Annotated in this window: 15 protein-coding genes and 4 pseudogenes; 15 read left to right on the top strand and 4 right to left on the bottom strand. The window is 56.7% G+C overall.

Translation table 11 applies throughout. The features are described 5' to 3' along the window. The first annotated feature begins 14 nt into the window (after positions 1-14). The 6 genes and pseudogenes from ftsH to BM035_RS19440 all read left to right on the top strand — a co-directional run bounded on the left by ftsH (position 15) and on the right by BM035_RS19440 (position 7,169). On the top strand, positions 15-1,889 hold the full coding sequence (ftsH, locus tag BM035_RS19460) for an ATP-dependent zinc metalloprotease FtsH (RefSeq protein ID WP_092033897.1): 1,875 nt from the start codon (positions 15-17) through the stop codon (positions 1,887-1,889). Then, positions 1,886-2,029, top strand: a pseudogene (locus BM035_RS23295) (thiol reductase thioredoxin); the annotation flags it as partial. The gene ftsH and the pseudogene BM035_RS23295, both read left to right, overlap by 4 nt. Before the next feature lie 48 nt (positions 2,030-2,077). After that, positions 2,078-4,489, top strand: a complete 2,412-nt coding sequence (locus BM035_RS19455) for a putative bifunctional diguanylate cyclase/phosphodiesterase (RefSeq protein WP_441295084.1) — start codon at positions 2,078-2,080, stop codon at positions 4,487-4,489. A gap of 183 nt (positions 4,490-4,672) precedes the next feature. Further along, a complete protein-coding gene (locus BM035_RS19450) occupies positions 4,673-5,143 on the top strand; it encodes a phosphate-starvation-inducible PsiE family protein (RefSeq protein ID WP_092033892.1) in 471 nt (156 codons plus the stop codon). Between the two features lie 7 nt (positions 5,144-5,150). Continuing rightward, positions 5,151-6,116 (top strand): zinc metalloprotease HtpX, encoded by a 966-nt coding sequence (locus BM035_RS19445; protein ID WP_092033889.1) that lies wholly within the window; start codon positions 5,151-5,153, stop codon positions 6,114-6,116. A gap of 21 nt (positions 6,117-6,137) precedes the next feature. Continuing rightward, the gene (locus BM035_RS19440) at positions 6,138-7,169 is read left to right on the top strand and encodes a S1C family serine protease (protein WP_092033887.1); all 1,032 of its coding nucleotides are present in this window, start codon (positions 6,138-6,140) and stop codon (positions 7,167-7,169) included. Between the two features lie 80 nt (positions 7,170-7,249). Here the strand turns inward: BM035_RS19440 and BM035_RS23235 are convergent, their stop codons facing one another. Continuing rightward, positions 7,250-7,555 carry a lysozyme gene (locus BM035_RS23235; protein ID WP_368073292.1) on the bottom strand — a complete coding sequence of 102 codons (306 nt, stop codon included), beginning with the start codon at positions 7,553-7,555 and terminating at the stop codon, positions 7,250-7,252. Positions 7,556-7,589: 34 nt separating this feature from the next. On the opposite strand from BM035_RS23235, the gene BM035_RS19430 reads away from it, so the two are divergent. After that, positions 7,590-9,470, top strand: coding sequence for a monovalent cation:proton antiporter-2 (CPA2) family protein (locus tag BM035_RS19430; protein WP_092033884.1), 1,881 nt, complete (start codon positions 7,590-7,592; stop codon positions 9,468-9,470). A 17-nt stretch (positions 9,471-9,487) separates the two neighbouring features. Here BM035_RS19430 and BM035_RS19425 read toward each other — a convergent pair whose 3' ends face one another. Both BM035_RS19425 and BM035_RS19420 read right to left on the bottom strand, forming a co-directional pair. Beyond that, positions 9,488-10,708, bottom strand: coding sequence for a hypothetical protein (locus BM035_RS19425; RefSeq protein WP_092033882.1), 1,221 nt, complete (start codon positions 10,706-10,708; stop codon positions 9,488-9,490). A 103-nt stretch (positions 10,709-10,811) separates the two neighbouring features. After that, a pseudogene (locus BM035_RS19420) lies at positions 10,812-11,117 on the bottom strand (EAL domain-containing protein); the annotation flags it as partial. Between BM035_RS19420 and BM035_RS19415 the strand changes: the two are divergent. The 4 genes and pseudogenes from BM035_RS19415 to BM035_RS22695 all read left to right on the top strand — a co-directional run bounded on the left by BM035_RS19415 (position 11,016) and on the right by BM035_RS22695 (position 13,826). After that, positions 11,016-11,651: a TetR/AcrR family transcriptional regulator gene (locus BM035_RS19415; protein ID WP_254775542.1), complete on the top strand. Its 636-nt coding sequence runs from the start codon at positions 11,016-11,018 to the stop codon at positions 11,649-11,651. The pseudogene BM035_RS19420 and the gene BM035_RS19415 sit on opposite strands and share 102 nt — an antisense overlap. Before the next feature lie 75 nt (positions 11,652-11,726). Beyond that, complete coding sequence (locus tag BM035_RS19410; RefSeq protein WP_092033879.1) at positions 11,727-12,848, top strand: alkene reductase; 1,122 nt, start codon at positions 11,727-11,729, stop codon at positions 12,846-12,848. A gap of 32 nt (positions 12,849-12,880) precedes the next feature. Next, a pseudogene (locus BM035_RS19405) lies at positions 12,881-13,629 on the top strand (SDR family oxidoreductase). A 14-nt stretch (positions 13,630-13,643) separates the two neighbouring features. Further along, positions 13,644-13,826: a hypothetical protein gene (locus BM035_RS22695; protein ID WP_175497426.1), complete on the top strand. Its 183-nt coding sequence runs from the start codon at positions 13,644-13,646 to the stop codon at positions 13,824-13,826. Between the two features lie 14 nt (positions 13,827-13,840). Here BM035_RS22695 and BM035_RS23035 read toward each other — a convergent pair. Beyond that, positions 13,841-14,002, bottom strand: a pseudogene (locus tag BM035_RS23035) (methyl-accepting chemotaxis protein); the annotation flags it as partial. A gap of 247 nt (positions 14,003-14,249) precedes the next feature. Between BM035_RS23035 and BM035_RS19395 the strand changes: the two are divergent. From BM035_RS19395 to BM035_RS19380, 4 genes are all read left to right on the top strand, one after another. Continuing rightward, positions 14,250-15,500, top strand: a complete 1,251-nt coding sequence (locus BM035_RS19395) for a nucleotidyltransferase domain-containing protein (RefSeq protein ID WP_092033874.1) — start codon at positions 14,250-14,252, stop codon at positions 15,498-15,500. A gap of 47 nt (positions 15,501-15,547) precedes the next feature. Then, on the top strand, positions 15,548-17,251 hold the full coding sequence (locus BM035_RS19390) for a ThiF family adenylyltransferase (protein ID WP_217646363.1): 1,704 nt from the start codon (positions 15,548-15,550) through the stop codon (positions 17,249-17,251). Next, entirely contained in the window at positions 17,229-17,714 is a 486-nt protein-coding gene (locus BM035_RS23230) for a Mov34/MPN/PAD-1 family protein (protein ID WP_092033869.1), read from the top strand. The genes BM035_RS19390 and BM035_RS23230 overlap by 23 nt, the downstream gene beginning before the upstream one ends. Positions 17,715-17,915: 201 nt before the next feature. Then, positions 17,916-18,917: an SAVED domain-containing protein gene (locus tag BM035_RS19380; protein ID WP_217646362.1), complete on the top strand. Its 1,002-nt coding sequence runs from the start codon at positions 17,916-17,918 to the stop codon at positions 18,915-18,917. Positions 18,918-18,958 lie beyond the last annotated feature (41 nt).

The raw sequence follows: 18,958 nt of genomic DNA, 5'->3' as shown, positions 1-18,958 counted from the left end.
GAGGTACCCTGCCCATGGAAAAGAAAGATCAATGGAACATCGGCTACTGGATCGTCGCCGGCCTGTTGCTGCTGACGCTGCAGAACTACTGGCAGGCGGCCAAGACGGTCGAGCCTGTACCCTACAGCGAGTTCGAGAAAGCGCTGGCCGAGGGGCGCGTCGCCGAAGTATTGGTGTCGGACCGAACGGTGACCGGGCACCTGAAATCGCCGGACAGCCGGGGCAAGACCACCATCGTGGCCACCCGGGTCGAACCCGACCTGGCCGAGCGGCTGTCCAAGTACGACGTGCCCTATGCGCGGGTGGTGGAAAGCACCTGGCTGCGTGATGTGCTCTCCTGGACTCTGCCGGCGGTGGCCTTCTTCGGGGTCTGGTTCTTCCTGTTCAGACGCTTCGCTGAGAAACAGGGCATGGGGGGCTTCCTGAGCATTGGCAAGAGCCGTGCAAAGGTATTCATGGAGAAGAATACTGGCGTGACCTTTGCCGATGTCGCTGGCGTTGATGAAGCCAAGGCGGAGTTGGTTGAGATCGTCGACTTCCTCAAGAATCCGCAAGAGTATGGACGGCTCGGGGCGCGCATTCCCAAGGGCGTGTTGCTGGTCGGCCCACCGGGCACCGGCAAGACATTGCTGGCCAAGGCCGTGGCCGGTGAGGCGGCGGTGCCCTTCTTCTCCATCTCCGGATCAGAGTTTGTCGAGATGTTTGTCGGCGTGGGAGCGGCCCGTGTGCGCGACCTGTTCGAACAGGCGCGTGCGCAGGCGCCGGCGATCATCTTCATTGATGAGCTGGATGCTTTGGGTCGCGCACGCGGTGCCGGAGGACCGATCGGTGGACACGACGAGCGTGAGCAGACGCTGAACCAGTTGCTCACCGAAATGGATGGCTTCGACAGCTCGGTCGGGCTGATCATCCTTGCAGCCACCAACCGGCCGGAGGTCCTCGATCAGGCCTTGCTTCGCGCCGGTCGCTTCGACCGTCAGGTGCTGGTGGACCGTCCCGACAAGACAGGTCGCCTGGATATCCTGAAGGTCCATGTCAAGAAGATCACCCTGGCCCAAGGTGTAGATCTGGAACAGGTGGCGGCGCTGACCACCGGCTTTTCCGGCGCTGATCTGGCCAATCTCGTGAACGAAGCAGCGCTGAACGCGACGCGGCGCAAGGCGCAGGCTGTGGAACTGCAAGACTTCACCGCCGCCATCGAGCGCATCGTGGCCGGTCTGGAAAGGAAGAACCGTGTGCTCAATCCGAAGGAGCGGGAAACCGTGGCCTATCACGAGATGGGACATGCGTTGGTGGCGCTGGCGCTGCCCGGCACCGATCCGGTACACAAGATTTCAATCGTTCCGCGTGGCATCGGTGCACTCGGCTACACCCTGCAGCGGCCCACAGAAGACCGATTTCTGATGACACGTGCTGACCTGGAGCACAAGATCGCCGTGCTCCTGGGCGGGCGCGCGGCTGAGAAGCTCGTGTTTGGCGAGCTGTCCACAGGGGCTTCAGACGATCTCGCGCGGGCCACCGACATCGCCCGCGACATGATTACGCGCTTCGGCATGGATGAGGGCTTGGGGTACGTTGCTTTTGAGGCACAGCGGCCGCGTTTTCTTGATGCGCCTGAACTGGTACAGGGTGGCTGCCGGGTAGCCGAATCGACTCAGGCACGCATCGACCAAGCCATCCGTGACATCGTGATGGGTGTGTTTGATCGTGCATACCGAATTCTCGAAATTAACCGAGAAGTGCTGGAGCGGTGCGCGCGCGAACTGCTCGCACGGGAAACGCTGGATGAATACAGCATCCGGGAACTGACGCAAGGGCTACAGCTCGAATCCCCAGGCCCAACTGCCGGAGCCATGACTTCCTCTGTGTCCCAAGGACCCACCTCATGAGTGACAGCGTTCATATCGTCTGCCCACACTGCCAATCCATCAATCGCGTGCCAGCCAACAAGTTGGCAGAGAAGCCCAATTGCGGGCGGTGCCAGCACCCGCTTTTCACCGGGGAACCCATCGAGCTGACTACAGCGACGGTAGAGGACATCACCGATCTCACGAGGGTAGAGCAGGCGCTGAACTCTATGCGCCGACAGCGAGAAGAGTTGGCCAGCCACGTTCCCGGTATGCTTTACCAATACCGTCTTCGTCCTGACGGCAGCTCGCACTTCCCTTATGCCAGTGCGAAGATACAGGACATATACGGGGTTGCACCGGAGGATGTTGTTGAAGATGCCACTCCTGCGTTCGCTGCGCTCCATCCTGAAGACCGCGACCGTGTGCATGAAACCATACAGGCGTCGGGGAGGTCACTCGCGCTTTGGCATGACGAGTACCGGGTGCAGTTTCCAGACGGTCGGGTGATCTGGGTCGAAGGCGAGGCGTCGCCTGAAGCCATGCCTGATGGGAGCATCCTCTGGCACGGTTATATCCATGATGTCACCTCACGCAGAAGAACCGCGGAAGAGCTTCGCCTTGCGGCTAAAGTTTTTGCGCACGCAGGAGAGGGCATCCTCGTTACCGACGCTCAGGCCCATATTGTCAACGTCAACCGGGCGTTTACCGTGATCACTGGTTATGCGCGGGAGGAAGTATTGGGCCAGACACCTCGTCTGCTCGAGTCCAATCGCTATGACGATGAGTTCTATCTGACCGTTTGGCAGGCTCTGCGTGAGCACGACTATTGGCACGGAGAGCTCTGGTGCCGACGCAAGAACGGCAGTCAGTTTGCCGCGCTGCTGACGATCAGTGCAGTCCCGGATATGCGGGGCAATATCGAGCATTACGCAGCCATGTTTTCCGACATCACAGCGCTGAAGGAGAACCAGCAACAGCTTGAACGCGTTGCTCATTACGACCTGCTCACCGGCTTACCCAATCGACTATTGCTTGGAGACCGCCTTAAGCAGGCCATTTGTCAGACACGGCGGCGTGGCATGCACCTGGCGGTTGTCTTCATCGATCTGGATGGATTCAAGGAGGTCAACGACCAGCACGGCCACGCAGTCGGCGACAAATTGCTGTCCGTCCTGTCCAGGCGTATGACGCAGGTGTTGCGCGAAGGCGATACCTTGGCCCGCCTTGGTGGTGATGAGTTTGTCGCTGTTCTGGTCGACCTGCCGGATGTTTCCATCAGCGTACCGATTCTCGATCGCCTGATCGAGGTGGCTGCACAGCCCGTACCGATTGGTGACGCACTGTGCGAGGTGAGCGCGAGTATCGGTGTGAGCTATTACCCGCAAGGCGAAGATATCGACGCCGACCAACTGCTGCGGCAGGCAGATCAGGCTATGTATCGTGCCAAGCAAGCCGGCAAGAATCGATATCACGTTTTCGATATGGAGAAGGATGGTACGCTGCGCACCCGTCACGAAGGATTGGACAGCATAGCGAATGCCCTTGCCAATGGGCAGTTTCTGCTTTATTACCAACCTAAGGTCAACATGCGCACCGGTGAGGTGCTGGGCGCCGAAGCCTTGATCCGCTGGCAACATCCGACGCGTGGCTTGTTATCTCCTGCCTCCTTCATACCCATCATTGAGAACCATCCGCTCGGGATTGACGTGGGGGAATGGACCATCGAGGCTGCGCTGACCCAGATCGAAGTTTGGCGCAAGGCCGGCCTACATGTCCCGATCAGCGTGAATATCGGTGCGCGACACTTGCTGCAACCGGACTTCATCATGCATCTACGGGGTATGTTGTCACGACATCCCGGCGCCCAGCCGCAAGACCTTGAACTGGAAATCCTCGAAACCAGCGCCGTGGAGGACTTCGTTCAAGTGTCTCAGTTGATGGCCCAGTGCGGGAGGATGGGATTGCGGTTTGCCCTCGACGATTTCGGCAGCGGCTATTCATCGCTGACCTATCTGAAGCGCCTGCCCGCGCACCTGCTCAAGATCGACCAGGGTTTTATACGCGACATGCTCGAGGATCCGGACGATATCGCCATCCTGGATGCGCTACTGGCACTGGCAAGGTCGTTTGGCAGGAACTGCATCGCGGAGGGAGTTGAATCCATTCAGCATGGTGAAATGCTGCTGCGTATGGGATGCGAGTGGGGCCAGGGTTATGCCATCGGGCATCCGATGCCGGCGCATGAATTCGAGCAATGGCTACACACCTGGCAGGTACCCTTATCCTGGAAGGGATTCAAGCCTGACAGTCGCTCCGCGCTGCCCGTGCCGTTCACATACGCCGACCACAGGGTCTGGATTTCCCAGATGATCGACTATCTGTCAGGTAAGACCCAAGTGCCGCCTCAACCCGAAGCACTCCAATACTGGCGGGATCAAAGTGGCCGCCCTACGTTCTTCGGCAAGGACCCTGATGATCAGGTCGATGTCCTGCATCAGAGCATCCAGCAGTTAGCGCACACCCTGAGTGAAATGAAAAATGCCGGCCGTGTCGAGGCATTGAGGGCTGGCATCGACAAGTTGCAACATTTGCAGGCGGATCTGCTGGGATTGCTGCCGCCAGACCAGAAGCCGGATTGATGCCATGCATGGGACAAAGGGTTGACGTGCAAGAGGCTGATCCCCCCATCGGCGGCGCCACGGGCGCGCAGGACATTATGCGCTGGGTGGCTTCGCAATTGCCTCGGCAATCCAGGTGTAATCGAGTCGTCTTCTCGGACTCCCCGTTCCATTAACGTTTCATTGAAAGAGAGAGCAACGCTTATGCATAAAGAATCTGGCCACACGACCCTTGACGAGATGCGCTCCCAGTGGCGGTTGATGACGGTTTACGAGCGCTTCGAGCAGGTCGTCGCCCTCGTTCTGTCGGCGGTAATTGCCGTCATCATCGTGGTGTCGCTGTTCCAGCTCATCGCTATCGTCTTCACGCTGCTGGTCCTCGATGCCTTCAATCCCCTGGATCACAAGGTATTCCAGAATGTGTTCGGCATGATCATGACGCTCCTGATCGCGATGGAATTCAAGCATTCGATCGTCAGAGTGGCGCTGCGTAAGGAAAGCATCATCCAGGTCAAGACCGTCATTCTGATCGCGATCCTGGCACTGGCCCGCAAGTTCATCATCCTTGACCCCGACGTTGATCCTGCCAAAGTGGCCGCCCTGGCGGGGACGATACTGGCCTTGGGTCTGACCTATTGGCTCATGCGTGAACGCGACGACCGGAACAGCGAGTAATTGGACCATGGCCCTTTCTGGTCTAGCCGGCCGACACGATGCCAGGTCGAGGCACCGCTGGCTCAATCGCTTTCAAACCGTACTGCTGGTTTTGACCCTGGTGGGGATCGCGGCTACCGCTGGCAGTCTGCTGTTCGGCGAGATTGGCCTTTGGCTAGCACTGGCAAGCTGCGCATTGACCCTGCTGATCGAACCTGTCGCCGCCTCCGCGATGACCTTGCGCCTCTATGGCGCCCGTCCCTTGCATTACCAGGAAGCCCCCGCAATCTGGTCGCTGTTGCGGGAGTTGGCCGTGCGCGCCGGATTACCGAATACGCCGGTTCCCCACTATGTGCCCAGCGGCATCGTCAACGCTTTTGCTACTGGTTCGCGACGCCATGCCTCTATTGCCCTCACTGATGGCCTGCTCCGCAGCCTGAGTATCCGGGAACTGCAAGCCGTGCTGGCGCATGAGGTCGCACACATCGCTCAAGACGATCTGCGTGTCATGGGCCTGGCTGATTCGATCAGCCGGCTCACGAGCCTGCTGGCATTGCTGGGTCAGATTACGCTCCTGGTCAGTATGCCGGCGCTGTTGGCCGGTGCCGTAGAAATTAACTGGTTTGGCTTACTGCTGTTGGTCGCTTCGCCGCAACTGGCACTGCTCGCGCAGTTGGGCCTGTCACGCGTGCGAGAGTTCGATGCCGACCGGATGGCCGCAGAGCTGACGGGGGATCCGCACGGGCTTGCCTCGGCGCTGGCGAAGATCGAGCGGGTGAGCCGCTCGTGGCGCGCCTGGATGTTGCCCGGTTGGGGCAATCCCGAACCGTCCTGGTTGCGCACGCATCCGACGACAGAGGATCGTATCGCGCGCCTGATGGCGTTGGCGCCTCAGCCATCGCAGACCCTGCCGTTCCAAACGGAATATCTCGTGCCAAGGTCGCTCGCCCCGATGCGCCCACCACGCCGGGGCCTGAGCGGCCTTTGGCGCTAAATCACTGAAAGGCCCCCCGTCATGGCTTACCCCGATCCTTACCCACAACGCCCAGCTCCGGATCAATTCGTCCGGCGGTGGCTCTTCATCACCGCGTGCGTTGCCGCACTCATGCTGTTCTGGCAGTTTCTGCCCGCCATCGAGGCCTGGTTCAGTCCGCGCGAAGCCGCCGAGCGCAACGTCTTTTCCGTGCCGCGCGGGACGGGTTCGGGTTTCATCTGGGATGACGCGGGTCACGTCGTTACCAACTTTCATGTGATCCAGGGGGCGTCGGATGCCACGGTCAAGCTGGCCGACGGCCGCGACTACCAAGCCGCGCTGGTCGGCGTGAGTCCGGCCCACGATATCGCGGTGCTCAAAATCGGCGTTGGCTTCCAGCGCCCGCCCGCCGTTCCAGTCGGCACCAGCGCAGACCTCAAGGTGGGACAAAAGGTGTTCGCCATTGGCAACCCCTTCGGCCTGGATTGGACACTCACCAACGGCATCGTGTCCGCGCTCGATCGATCGCTGCCCGGGGAATCTGGCGGAGTGACCATCGAACACCTGATTCAAACCGATGCCGCCATCAACCCCGGCAACTCGGGTGGGCCGTTGCTCGATTCGGCCGGCCGCCTGATCGGCATAAACACAGCGATCTACAGCCCTTCCGGCGCATCGGCCGGGATCGGCTTCGCCGTGCCGGTGGACACGGTCATGCGTGTGGTGCCACAACTCATCAAGACCGGCAAATACATCCGTCCGGCGCTTGGGATCAAGGTAGACGAGCAGCTCAACCGCCGATTGCAGGCACTGACCAGTACCCAAGGCGTGTTTGTGCTCCGTGTCGCCCCTGGCTCAGCGGCGCAAAAGGCGGGGTTGAGCGGTATCACCGTTGGCCCCGAAGGCATCGTGCCGGGAGACCGTATCACAGGCATGGACGGCGCTCCCGTCGACGATGTCGCCAAACTGCTCGCACGGCTTGACGACCGAAAGGTAGGAGATGTGGTAGTCTTGTCAGTTGAGAGGGCCGGTAAGCTACGGGAGGTGCGCGTGGAGTTGCAACCTGGCATCTGATCTGGAGTTGAGGACTTCTGGGGATCGGCAAGAAATAACGATGGATGCATCAAGTATTCGAGCCGCAGAAACTCGATGCCCTACACTTTGGTGTCTAGTAAGGAAATCTCAGCCTCTCGTCGCGCGAGGAGCCCGGGCAGCACCTTTCCGCCCCCATAGACCCACCGGCGCAGCTCCTGGCCCGCAGCAGTCCAATCCTGCTGATTGACGCGCCGTCGCAGCGTCGATGTCTGCAAGCGCCCCGGACCGAGGTTGAAGGTGAAATCCACGATGGCCGCGAGCCGCTCCTCCGGTCCGGTGGCCAGCACAGGGCAGTAACGCAACGTGGCGGCGAGTGCCGATTGGAGATCGCGCGCCAGATAGACCTCGGCTTCTGCCTCCGTGATCGGCGGGTGCTTGGGGTCGCAGAGGACATAACTGATGACTGACTACTTTGTTCAGGCGTTTATATACCTGGTGGCTGCGGTCATCGCGGTGCCGCTGGCCAGGCGGCTCGGGCTAGGGTCGGTACTCGGTTACCTGGTGGCCGGTGTCGTCATAGGGCCCGTGACCGGGCTGGTGGGCCAGGAGACGGTCACCCTTCAGCATTTTGCCGAATTCGGCGTGGTGATGATGCTGTTCCTGGTGGGGATGGAGCTTGATCCCAAATCCCTCTGGGCCATGCGGGTCCGGCTGCTCGGCCTCGGCGGCCTTCAGGTCACACTGACCGCAGCCGCCGCCACCGGTTTTGCCTGGTCGCTGGGGATGGCCTGGCAAACCGCCGTGGCGGTAGGGTTTCTCTTCTCCCTCTCCTCAACCGCGATTGTCCTGCAGACGCTGACCGAAAAGGGGCTGGTCAAAACCGAAGGTGGCCAGAGTGCCTTCTCAGTGCTGCTTTTCCAGGACATTGCGGTGATTCCCATGTTGGCTGTCATCCCGCTGCTGGCCGTGTCCGGAATCTCCGCCACCGACGCAGAGCACGGACACAGCAGCCTCAGCCTGGTTGAGAACCTGCCGGGCTGGGCCCACGGGCTGGCCGTTGTCGGTGCGATCGTGCTGGTGATTGTCAGCGGCCATTACCTGAGCCGGCCGCTGTTCCGCTACGTGGTGCAGTCCGGCATGCGGGAAGTATTCACCGCCACCTCCCTGATGCTGATTGTCGGCATCGCGGCGCTGATGAGCCTGGTAAACCTGTCGCCGGCGCTAGGCGCATTCCTGGCCGGGGTGGTGCTGGCCAACAGCGAATTCCGGCACGAGCTGGAAGCCAATATCGAGCCGTTCAAAGGGCTGCTGTTGGGGCTGTTCTTCATTACCGTGGGCGCGGGGATCAATTTCGGCGTTCTGACGGAGTCCTGGGATACCGTCCTGCTTCTCGCCCTGGCGGTGATCATTGGCAAGGCGCTGATTCTGGCTGGCCTGGCTTTTGCTTTTGGTATCCGCGGCAGTGAAGGCTGGCTGTTCACCCTCGGGCTCGCCCAGGCCGGTGAGTTCGGGTTTGTGCTGCTGACCTACAGCACCCAGAACCACGTCATCTCAACCGGGAGTGCGCAGGTGCTTTCACTGGTGGTGGCCCTGTCCATGTTCCTGACGCCGCTGTTGTTCATTGTCTATGAGCGGGTGGTGCTGCCCCGCTATCAGAAGGCCTCCAATGAAGAAGCGGAGCCGGATGAGATAGAAGAGCAGGCGCCGGTGATCGTGGCAGGGGTCGGCCGCTTCGGGCAGATCGTCTGCCGGTTGCTTCGCGCCAACAACATTCCCAGCGTTGCCCTGGACCACGCCCTGGAGCAGATCGAAAACCTGCGCCGGATCCAACTGACAAGCTACTTTGGCGACGCCACCCGCATCCAGCTACTGGAAACCGCTGGCATTGCCGAGGCGCGCCTGCTCGTTGTGGCCATTGATGACCGCGACCGGGCCGTACATTTGGTGCGTCATGTCAAACAGCTTTACCCGGAGGTCTGGGTACTGGCCCGCGCCTTTGACCGCGGCCACGGCTACGAACTGCGCGAAGCCGGCGCCGACGACGTGGTGAGCGAAACCTACTACTCCGCCCTGGCACTCGGCGGCGATGCTCTCACCGCCATGGGCGTCCACCCAGAACGCGCCCGCCGGATGACTCAATCCTTTGTTGCCAGAGAAAAAGCCAATGAAGACGAATTGTTCAACGCCTGGCGCAACATCGAGGAAGGCATCCACTTCAGCCCACGCTACGGGGAGCTGTTCATGAAACTGGACGAGTCACTGGGTCACACCATGCGGGAAGACGCACGGCGAATCGAGGACGAAGCACCGGCGTGGACCCCACCGAGGCACAACGGCTGATCACAAAAACAGAACTGTCAGCGCTTATTCGCTTCCTGGTTGCGGCGTTGCTGCCGGTAGCCGTAAGTGGCGTTTCTGACGGTTTCCTCATCTTCCAGTCCGGCCCCCAGGGCACCAGCGATAGTGGCAACCGAAGTCGCGAGCCAGGCAAGAGTGGTGTAATCGAAAAGGCTGACCGCATGATCAAGTTGCGCTTCCAGCATGTTGGCCGGAATGAAAACGAGGACCGTGATACAGAAAAGGCCCAGCAGGATCACGTAATAGAATACGACCCCGGCACTCAGCGTCAGGACAGTGACCGTGTTATAGAGCCGGACCAGACGTAGTGATCGGGCGTTTTTCATCGATTCCCAAAGCGTGTGTGCAATAATGATCCAGGCGATCATCGCCACCATGGCCACTCCCATAAGCAGAATAAGGCGTGGCCGGCCATAATTGGCGCTGAGCTGCCAAAGGGTCGGAAACACCAGACCATAGGCGCCGGTCGCGAACGCGATGGCGATGACGCGCTTGAAAGAAGGAAAGATGGTCCAGGGGCGATTGGCTCGCACCATGCCTGCCAGGATGCGAAGGTTCCCGTTGAGTTTTGAATCGGCAATGAAGCGCACGTCGAAGGACTCTCCCTCGCCCGGTAGCGCTATCCGTCGTATCGGGAACAGCTTCTCGTAGAGGTGCTTGCCCAGTAGTTGCCGCGCACCTTTGCCACGCAGACTCTCGTGGACTTTATCGGATTGCTGGGTACGCTGCTCTTGACGAGCACGGTCCTCTTCCGAACTGCCATGGTGCAATTCGTTGACCAGTTGCAGGATCGCTTCGTTCAGGCGACGACGTATTGCGGTAATGCCGAAGGCAGGCAATGAGATCATCGCAACGCCATGCACCGTGCTGGTTTCAGCGATCACGAAACGCCCGTCCTTAAAGATCGGCAAATCGGTGATACAGATCGCGTAGTCCCACTGCTGGGCCCGTTTGTACTCGAGAATACTCTCAATAATATCGTTGGAAGCCTCTGCAGCAGCACCGATCAACGGATCGATAATCAGTTGCACCTCCCAACGCAACCGGTCATCGACGTAGTTGGCCAAAAGCTCCGGTAACTGGTCCATTACCTGTTTGGCCATCTCAGCGGACATCTCCGGGGCGGGTACCAGGCCCACCACTTTTCGGCACGCGTTGACGGCTCGACTGCCTTCCTGTGCAGGTTCCCTGGTGGAGACCTCGTTCCGGGCCGTGGACATAAGCACTCCATGACGACGTGGCTGGCGCATTGGGTAGTGGTATCCTGAAAAACCACCCTGACATACCCAAGCTTAGTTGAAGATCGGAATACCGCAACTCGCGCTACAGCCATCTCGGGGTCAGCAACAGTTTGGTCAAATCATCTGCCGGCACCGGCCTTGCGAACAGGTAGCCCTGCATATGCCGGCATCCGCTTTCACGCAGCAATCGGCACTGCTCAGGTGTCTCCACGCCCTCGGCGATAACATCCAGATCCAGCCGCTGAGCCATGGCGATGATGGCGTCGGCGATCGCAGCACTGGCCGGATCGCTGGTGATTTCGCGAACGAACGACTGGTCGATTTTGAGTGTGTCGATCGGAAAGCGTCTCAGGTAGCTCAGGCCGGAGTATCCGGTGCCGACCTGATCGGCCTGAAAGGGTTTGGCGCGACAGGCATCAACGGCGTACTGACATCGGCCGGTGTGCCGAAAGGGTCGTTCTACCATTATTTCAGAAGCAAGAACGATTTCGGACTCGCCATCATTGACTCCTTTGCCGAGAAATACGACAAAAAGCTGGATAGAATTCTCAACGATACCAGCCGTTCCTGCCTTGATCGTCTTCGCGCCTACTTCGACACCGGTCAGGAAACCATGACCAGTTGCGAGTTCACCCGCGGCTGCCTTATTGGCAATCTTGGCCAGGAACTGGCCGGCCAAGATGAAGTTTTCCGCAAACGTCTGGATACCGTATTTAAGGGCTGGGAAAAGCGTTTCGAGCGCTGCATCGAAGAAGCCAGACTGGCTGGAGAAGTGGATGAATCCATCGATCCCGCCGATGTAGCCAGCTTCTTGGTTTCAGGCTGGGAGGGCGCCATTCTGAGAGCCAAGGTCCTGAAGAGCACTGAGCCGATGGAGCGATTTGTTTCCGTCTTTTTCCGGCAATGTCTTGGCGCGGCCTGACATTTCCTTTTTTTTCGTCATTTGACTAGTAGACCGGTCTATTTACAACCATTTCATTCGCAGGAAGGATACTTAATGAACAATCCAAACGATCCACTATTTCAGCCATATTCTCTGAGCGATCTTGCCCTTCCCAACCGGGTTCTGTTGTCGCCCCTGACCCGGGCCCGCTCCACTCAGCCCGGCGATATCCCGAATGAGATGAATGCCCGGTACTACCAGCAGCGCGCCGGTGCAGGCCTGATCTTCAGCGAGGCCACTCAGGTATCGCCCCAGGGCAAGGGCTATGCGTTTACCCCCGGCATTCATTCCCCGGAACAGGTTGTGGGCTGGAAGAAGGTAACAACTGCCGTGCACATGGCCGGTGGGCGCATGCACGCTCAGCTATGGCACGTAGGCCGGATTTCCCACACCGCCCTGCAGCCAGATGGCAATAAGCCAGTGGCTCCGTCTGCCATCCAGCCTGAAGGTGCGAAAACCTTCATCAGTGCCGATTCAGGAATGGTGGATGTGCCGGAACCAAAAGCTCTGGAGGCAGGTGAGATGTCCGACATCGTAGAGCAGTTTCGTCAGGGCGCCATCAACGCCAAGTCCGCAGGGTTCGACGGTGTTGAGGTACACGCCGCCAATGGCTACCTGCTGGACCAGTTCCTCAAAAGCGGCAGCAATCAGCGCACCGACGAATTTGGCGGTGCGGTGAAAAACCGCATGCGCCTGCCGTTGATGGTGGTGGAAGCCGTCATCGACGTCTGGGGCAAAGAAAACGTCGGTGTGCGTATCAGCCCGACCGGCACCTTCAACGCCATGTATGACGAAGATCCAGTGGAAACTTTCAGTGCTTTTGCCTGCCGCCTCAACGATCTGGGCATTGCCTATCTGGAAGTGGTTGAAGATTCCTTCCAGGGCAACCATGCCAATGGCCGCCCGGAAGAAGTGATCGACGCTATTCAGGCTGGATTCAAGGGTACTTATATTGCCAACGGTGCCTATACCGCAGAGGAGGCGCGCAAGCGCATCAACGCTGGCCGTTGCGACCTGGTCACCTTTGGCCGTCCGTTTATTGCCAATCCGGACCTGCCGGAGCGTTTCCGCCAGCACGCCGAGTTGAACAAGTGGGACGACAGCACATTTTATGGCGGCGATGAGCGGGGCTATACCGATTACCCAACGCTGAAAGAACTCGAAATCAGCGCCTGAAGAAAACTTTTATCACCAAAAGGAAACAAAGCATGAGCAACACCAACGATCTGATCAATAGCAAAGTTGTGATTATCACCGGCGCCAGCAGTGGCCTCGGTGAAGCCACGGCCCGCCGCCTGGCCGACCGCGGCGCAAACTGGTGCTAGCAGCACGCCGTGAAGACCGCCTGAAAGCCCTGTCTGAGGACCTGAGTGCCAAGGGCGCCGAAGTCATCTGGCAGGTCACCGATGTAACCGACCGCAAACAGGTGGAAGCTCTCGCCGCCTCGGCAAAAGAAGCTTTTGGCAGGATCGATGTCCTAGTCAATAATGCCGGCTTGATGCCATTGGCACCGCTGGATGCGCTCAAGGTAGACGAGTGGGACCAGATGGTGGATGTAAACATCAAAGGTGTGATGTACGGCATTGCGGCGGTGTTGCCCACAATGCGGGAACAGCACAGCGGCCACGTGATAAACCTGTCCTCCGTCGCCGGTCACAAGCTCTTCCCCGGTGCCGCTGTTTACTGCGCAACTAAATTCGCAGTCAAAGCCCTCTCGGAAGGCTTGCGGATGGAAGCCGGTGATGAGATTCGCAGCACCAACATCTCACCGGGTGCCGTAGCGACCGAGCTCACCAGCACCATTACCGATCCGAATGCCAAGAAAGCGGCAGAAGATCTGTACAGTGTTGCGATTGATTCCGATGCCGTGGCGCGAGCCATCGTTTATGCCATCGAGCAACCGGCCGATGTCGATATTAACGAGATTATCTTGCGGCCCACCGCCCAAGAGCTGTAAAAGCCGAGTCCGTCGTGACGTCGCCCTCCTGGGGCAGCGTCACGACAGCATCACCGGCCAATTTCATCGATCGCATTCTGCACATCGCTGGCGCCACCCTGGCTTTCAGCAACAATCGACTCAGCATCTGTTACCGGCTTTCTGCCTTCAACGGCCTTGCCAAGCAACTCACGTACCTGACGCTCGACGCCCCCTGAAAGCTCCGCTCCAGAATGGCATGAATTATGTCCGCACTTTCTTTGATAGAGACGCCTGTATTTGACGCCAGCGTGCGAACTTTATCAGCAACCACGTCCAATTCTCGCCCATGCTCACCAGCCCGGGCTGCTTCTACGGCTGTGTTCAACGACAGAAGATTGGTCTGGTCGCAAAGCAAACATTTAGATCTGAGTCGCAAGGTTCTGTTTTAGACTATGGCGTGCCATGCTTTGCATGCGTGTCGGATGGAATCCATTAGCCGTTTAAAACCATCCGTGGAAACGGGTTAGGAACCCAGACTTAATGAAGAGAATGAACGCCGACTTCGCCAAGTGGAAGCCTTGACCTCAAAGCTTAGCGGGAGTGCCACAATCACTCCAATCCCAAAACTGGAAAACATCTAAAAAGCGGGGAGTCCTAAAATGGCAGGTGATATCACCGAACAAGCAGCTCAATACCTAGATAAGCTGGTAAAGGCCCTTGAGATTCCGCCCTCTCGTTACGAACAAGCGGAGAGAAGCTACAAATCGCTGGGAGAATGGCTGCATAGAGAGGAATCGAAGGTAAGTGATCACGATCCCGAAGTTTTCATACAAGGATCGTTCAAACTGGGAACGGCTGTCAGACCTAATTCTTCCGATGAGGAATATGATATCGACTGCGCGTGCTCTTTGAGGGGGCTAACTAAATCTGACCTCTCACAAGCTGAATTGAAAGAGCTTGTTGGAAACGAGATCAAGCTCTATCGAAAGAGCAAAGGAATTACGAAAGAAGTTCACTCTGGCCAGCGCTGCTGGAGGCTAGAATACTCGGACGGCGCCCAGTTCCACATGGACATAGTTCCTTGCCTTCCAAATGGAACTAGCCAGCGTCAACTGCTTGAGGCAAAAGGGCTTGATACTACTTTCGCTGACACAGCGATTGCCATAACTGACAATGAAGTCCCCAAATATAGGCTCATTACGGACGAGTGGCCGCGCTCAAACCCAAAAGGCTATGCTCTGTGGTTCCAATCCCGCATGGGAGATGTTTTTGAGCGACGTCGCAGGCAGATCCTGACAGAAATGCGCGAGAAAGAAGTCAACGCAAGTGTCGAAGACATCCCTATCTATCTTGTCCGAACTCCTCTTCAGGCGGCGATCATGATCCTTAAACACCACCGTGACAAGATGTTTGCGGATGACCCCAAGGCGAACCCCAAAGATAAGCCTATATCAATAATCATATCGACTCTTGCAGCCCACGCCTATCAAGGAGAAGAAACGGTTGGGGACGCTCTAATCTCAATCCTTGACCGTATGGAAGAAGCGATTCAGCACGATGGGAAAAATTACATAATACAGAATCCTACTGATCCACTGGAAAATTTTGCTGACAAGTGGGAAAAACATCCTGAGCGAGTCAAGGCATTTAAATATTGGCTGGACCAAGCCAGGAAGGACTTCTCCTCTGCAGCGGCTCATGCTGAATACGGTGAGATTTCTGCCATTTTGGAACACCGGTTTGGTCCAGATCTCATTGAAGCCGTCAACAAGCAACTCGGCAACATGCCGAATCCTCAGCGACGGACACTCCTGCGCTCAGCTACGGCAGCATCTACAACTGCCCCGCCCTCAGTTTCCTTTGCAGACTCTGAAGCACGGATTCCCAAAAAGCCGGATGGGTTCGCATGATTTGGTGGCTTTTACATAGTAGAAGGCTCGCTCAAGAAAAGTCATCTATGACTAACCTAGAAGGCGATGCGGAATGGCTGCATATCTCAAGATGGTATGCCGATGATGATCTGTCTATGTGCATGGATTTTCAGATCAGCCACCAAGGAAAAACCTATTTGCTTAAGATGGTCTATCCATCAGTATTTCCTGATGCACCGCCTATGATATTCACTCAAGATCTGAGCCGTATATCCTGGCATCAGTATGGCCCGGACGGCGAACTTTGCCTGGAATATAGACCCGATAATTGGCAGCAGGCGATCACTGGGGCAGATATGGTTGCCAGCTGCTATCGTCTTATTTCTACGGAGCACCCTGAGCCGGATCAGAACGTTTATGCTCAGTCCGCCCACATGGAGTCTTTGGGCCGCGATTTGAGAACCAAATCTCTCAGATTCGTCCTAACAGAAAGTGGATTGAAGGCGCTCAATAATCTCCGAACTGGCGCACCTGAGCAAATAGGTTTAAAAGAACGGATACGCACTTCCTCGGCCCCCATCACCGCGATTTCTTCCATCTCATACATTGGAGACAGGGAAACACCAATTTGGTCCAGTGACTTGGCTTTACCAGAGAGCTTCGATCACTCGGGGTTCGTTCTACGCGTGCCGGGCATTGGCAAGGAGGATATTTCAGAATGTGCTGGAGTTCGAGCATTGCTAGAGGGTCTGGATCTCGGCTGGCTCAATACAGCTTTGCTCGATCTCAAGAAACAGTCTTATCTGTTAATCGGTGATGGAGAGCGGTGGACACTCCTCTGGTTTTTTAATGCAAAAGACGAGCGCATCATACGTATCTACTCAACCATCCACATTCCCCAAGAACAAAGGCGCACACCAGACTGTTTCGACAAGCTAGACAATAAGTCAATCGGATTGATTGGCTGTGGATCCCTAGGTTCGAAAATAGCAGCCAGCCTTTGTAGATCGGGAGCCGGAAAGTTTTTACTCATTGACGAAGACGTATTCTTCCCGGGCAATGTAGCCCGCAATGATCTTAGCCTGGTAGATGTTGGCACTCACAAGAGTGATGCGCTTAAGGAACGTCTGTCTACTCTGAATCCGCGATGCGATGTCAGAGCACTACGGCTATCTTTGGGCGGCCAAGAGAGCTCTCAGTCCATGTCTGGCGCACTGGAGTCCTTGGGAGAGTGCGACATCCTGATAGACGCTACAGCAGAGCCAGCCGCTTTTACCATCGCGGCCTCGATATCTTTACGCAAAATGAAACCATTAGTTTGGGGCGAAGTCTTTGCGGGAGGAATTGGAGGGCTAGTCGCTCGGGTAAGACCGGGAGTTGACCCAACCCCATTGGCTGCAAGAAACCAGATCCAGACTTGGTTCCAAGACCAAAATGTCGAGTGGGAGCATGGTACCGAAGATGACCGATACAGTGGCAGGGATGAAGAAGGACGCCCTCTAATTGCAGACGATGCTGAAGTGTCGATCATCGCCTCTCACATGGCCCGATTCGCAGCTGACATTCTAGTGAGGCCTGACGAGAGTATATTTCCACAGTCAGCATATCTTGTTGGATTTTCAAGAGAATGGATTTTCGAACAACCATTCGAGACGATGCCGATCCACCTAATACCCAGCGACAGCTGGTACACCACAACTGATCCAATTACAGCTGACGAGATGCTTGAACTAGTAAAAGAACATCTGCCAACAAGAGATAGTGGCAATGAAGTTGCTCCTTCCAAATAACATACGCACGTCAATGCGGAATCACCTGCGAACTGCTCGAAAGCGGGAAATCGGCGGCATGTTAATGGGAGAAGAGATTGATAGGGGCGAATTCAGACTAGTTGACTTCTCTGTGGATACAGAAAGCGGTTCCGTAGGAAATTTTACGCGAGACTCGGAAATCCATGACCGGCATCTAAGTGAGTTCTTCGCGCGTACAGGGTCGAATTACAGTAGATACAACTACCTTGGCGAGTGGCACTCTCATCCGAGTTTTAGTGTTCAACCGAGCCTGGCTGACATTCATTCGATGCAAGACTTGGTTGAGGGACGGGAGGGTGTAGGTTTTGCCGTTCTAATGATCTCCAAGCTGAGACGGCTAAGAGGCTTCGACTGCGGTGCTTGGTTATTTATTAGAGGACAAAAGCCCACATCAATTGAGATTATCAGAGAGCGTTCTATGGACATCAAACGAGAGGCATAAGGAGGAGCGATGACTAAAAAGACGCGAAAACTGACAGAGCCAACTCGAAGGATCGTGTGGGCAAAGTCCGCCGGAAGGTGCCAATTTCGGAACTGCAATATACCGCTCATAGGTCACCTTGTTGCCGGGAACAGGGGCGCGAATAAGGGATACGTTGCGCACATCATTGCTGACAGCCCCAGTGGGCCAAGAGGTGATAAGGTGCTATCGGAGAAACTAGAGAACGATCCAGATAACGTCATGCTCCTTTGTGATCCCTGTCATCGCGAGATCGATAAAGAAAATCCTGACAAATACTCCGCAGAGTTGCTTCGGGGGATGAAGCGGGAGCACGAAGAGTGGGTGCAAACGGTCCTCTCAGCTGGGCCAGAGAGTCGCTCACATATCCTTCAGTTTAGCGCAACCATAGGTACGAACCGCACAGCCATCCCAATTGACGAGTGCACACGAGCGATGATGCCCAAGAAAACTCCTGCGTCCGCTACCCCGATTGAGATTAAGGTCCGTGGTGCACACTTTGCAGACGACGACCAGAATTACTGGGCACTGGAGATTGCCAATTTGCGTCACCAAATGGAAACTCTGCAAATTAAGCATCGAATGGAAAAAGGAGAGATTCGCCATCTTTCCGTATTCGGCCTTGCACCGATGCCGCTGCTTATAGAGTTTGGACGTCTTCTCTCAGACATCTCCGCAGTAACTGTATACCAGCTCCACCGAGAGCCGCAGGAACAAGGCTGGAAATGGGCTGAAGACGAGCCTCCCATGAGTTTTCAAATTAACAAGGGTAGATCTGGTCCGGATAGGGTCGCGCTCAAACTCGCGCTCTCAGCAAAAATAGACGACTGTCGGGTGACTTCAGTTCTAGGCGACGATATATCGATCTGGGAAGTCACCTGCTCTAACCCACACAACGATGTCATGCGCCGCGAAGACGACCTATCATCCTACAGACGGGTGATTCGGCAAGCTTTGGAACAGATCAAACAGGTGCATGGCCCAGAAGCGAATATTTCGATCTTTCCAGCAATCCCTGTCTCTTGTGCGATTGAACTCGGCCGGGTGTGGCAACCAAAGGCACACTTGGCCTTTGACATCTTTGACCAGAGTGGCCAGAGCGGATTCCAGCATAGGCATCGCATTCAAAGCGAGTTATTGTCAAATCTGGTGTATGACCATCAGGCAGCGCTCCTGTCAGATTGATCCTCCACCGGTATTCCATCCTGAAACTGCACGTTGTCCAC

Source organism: Marinobacter sp. DSM 26671, from assembly GCF_900112835.1.
Lineage (GTDB): Bacteria > Pseudomonadota > Gammaproteobacteria > Pseudomonadales > Oleiphilaceae > Marinobacter > Marinobacter flavimaris.
Note: the sequence above shows the minus strand (reverse complement) of the source record. Positions and strands in the feature narration are given on the sequence as shown.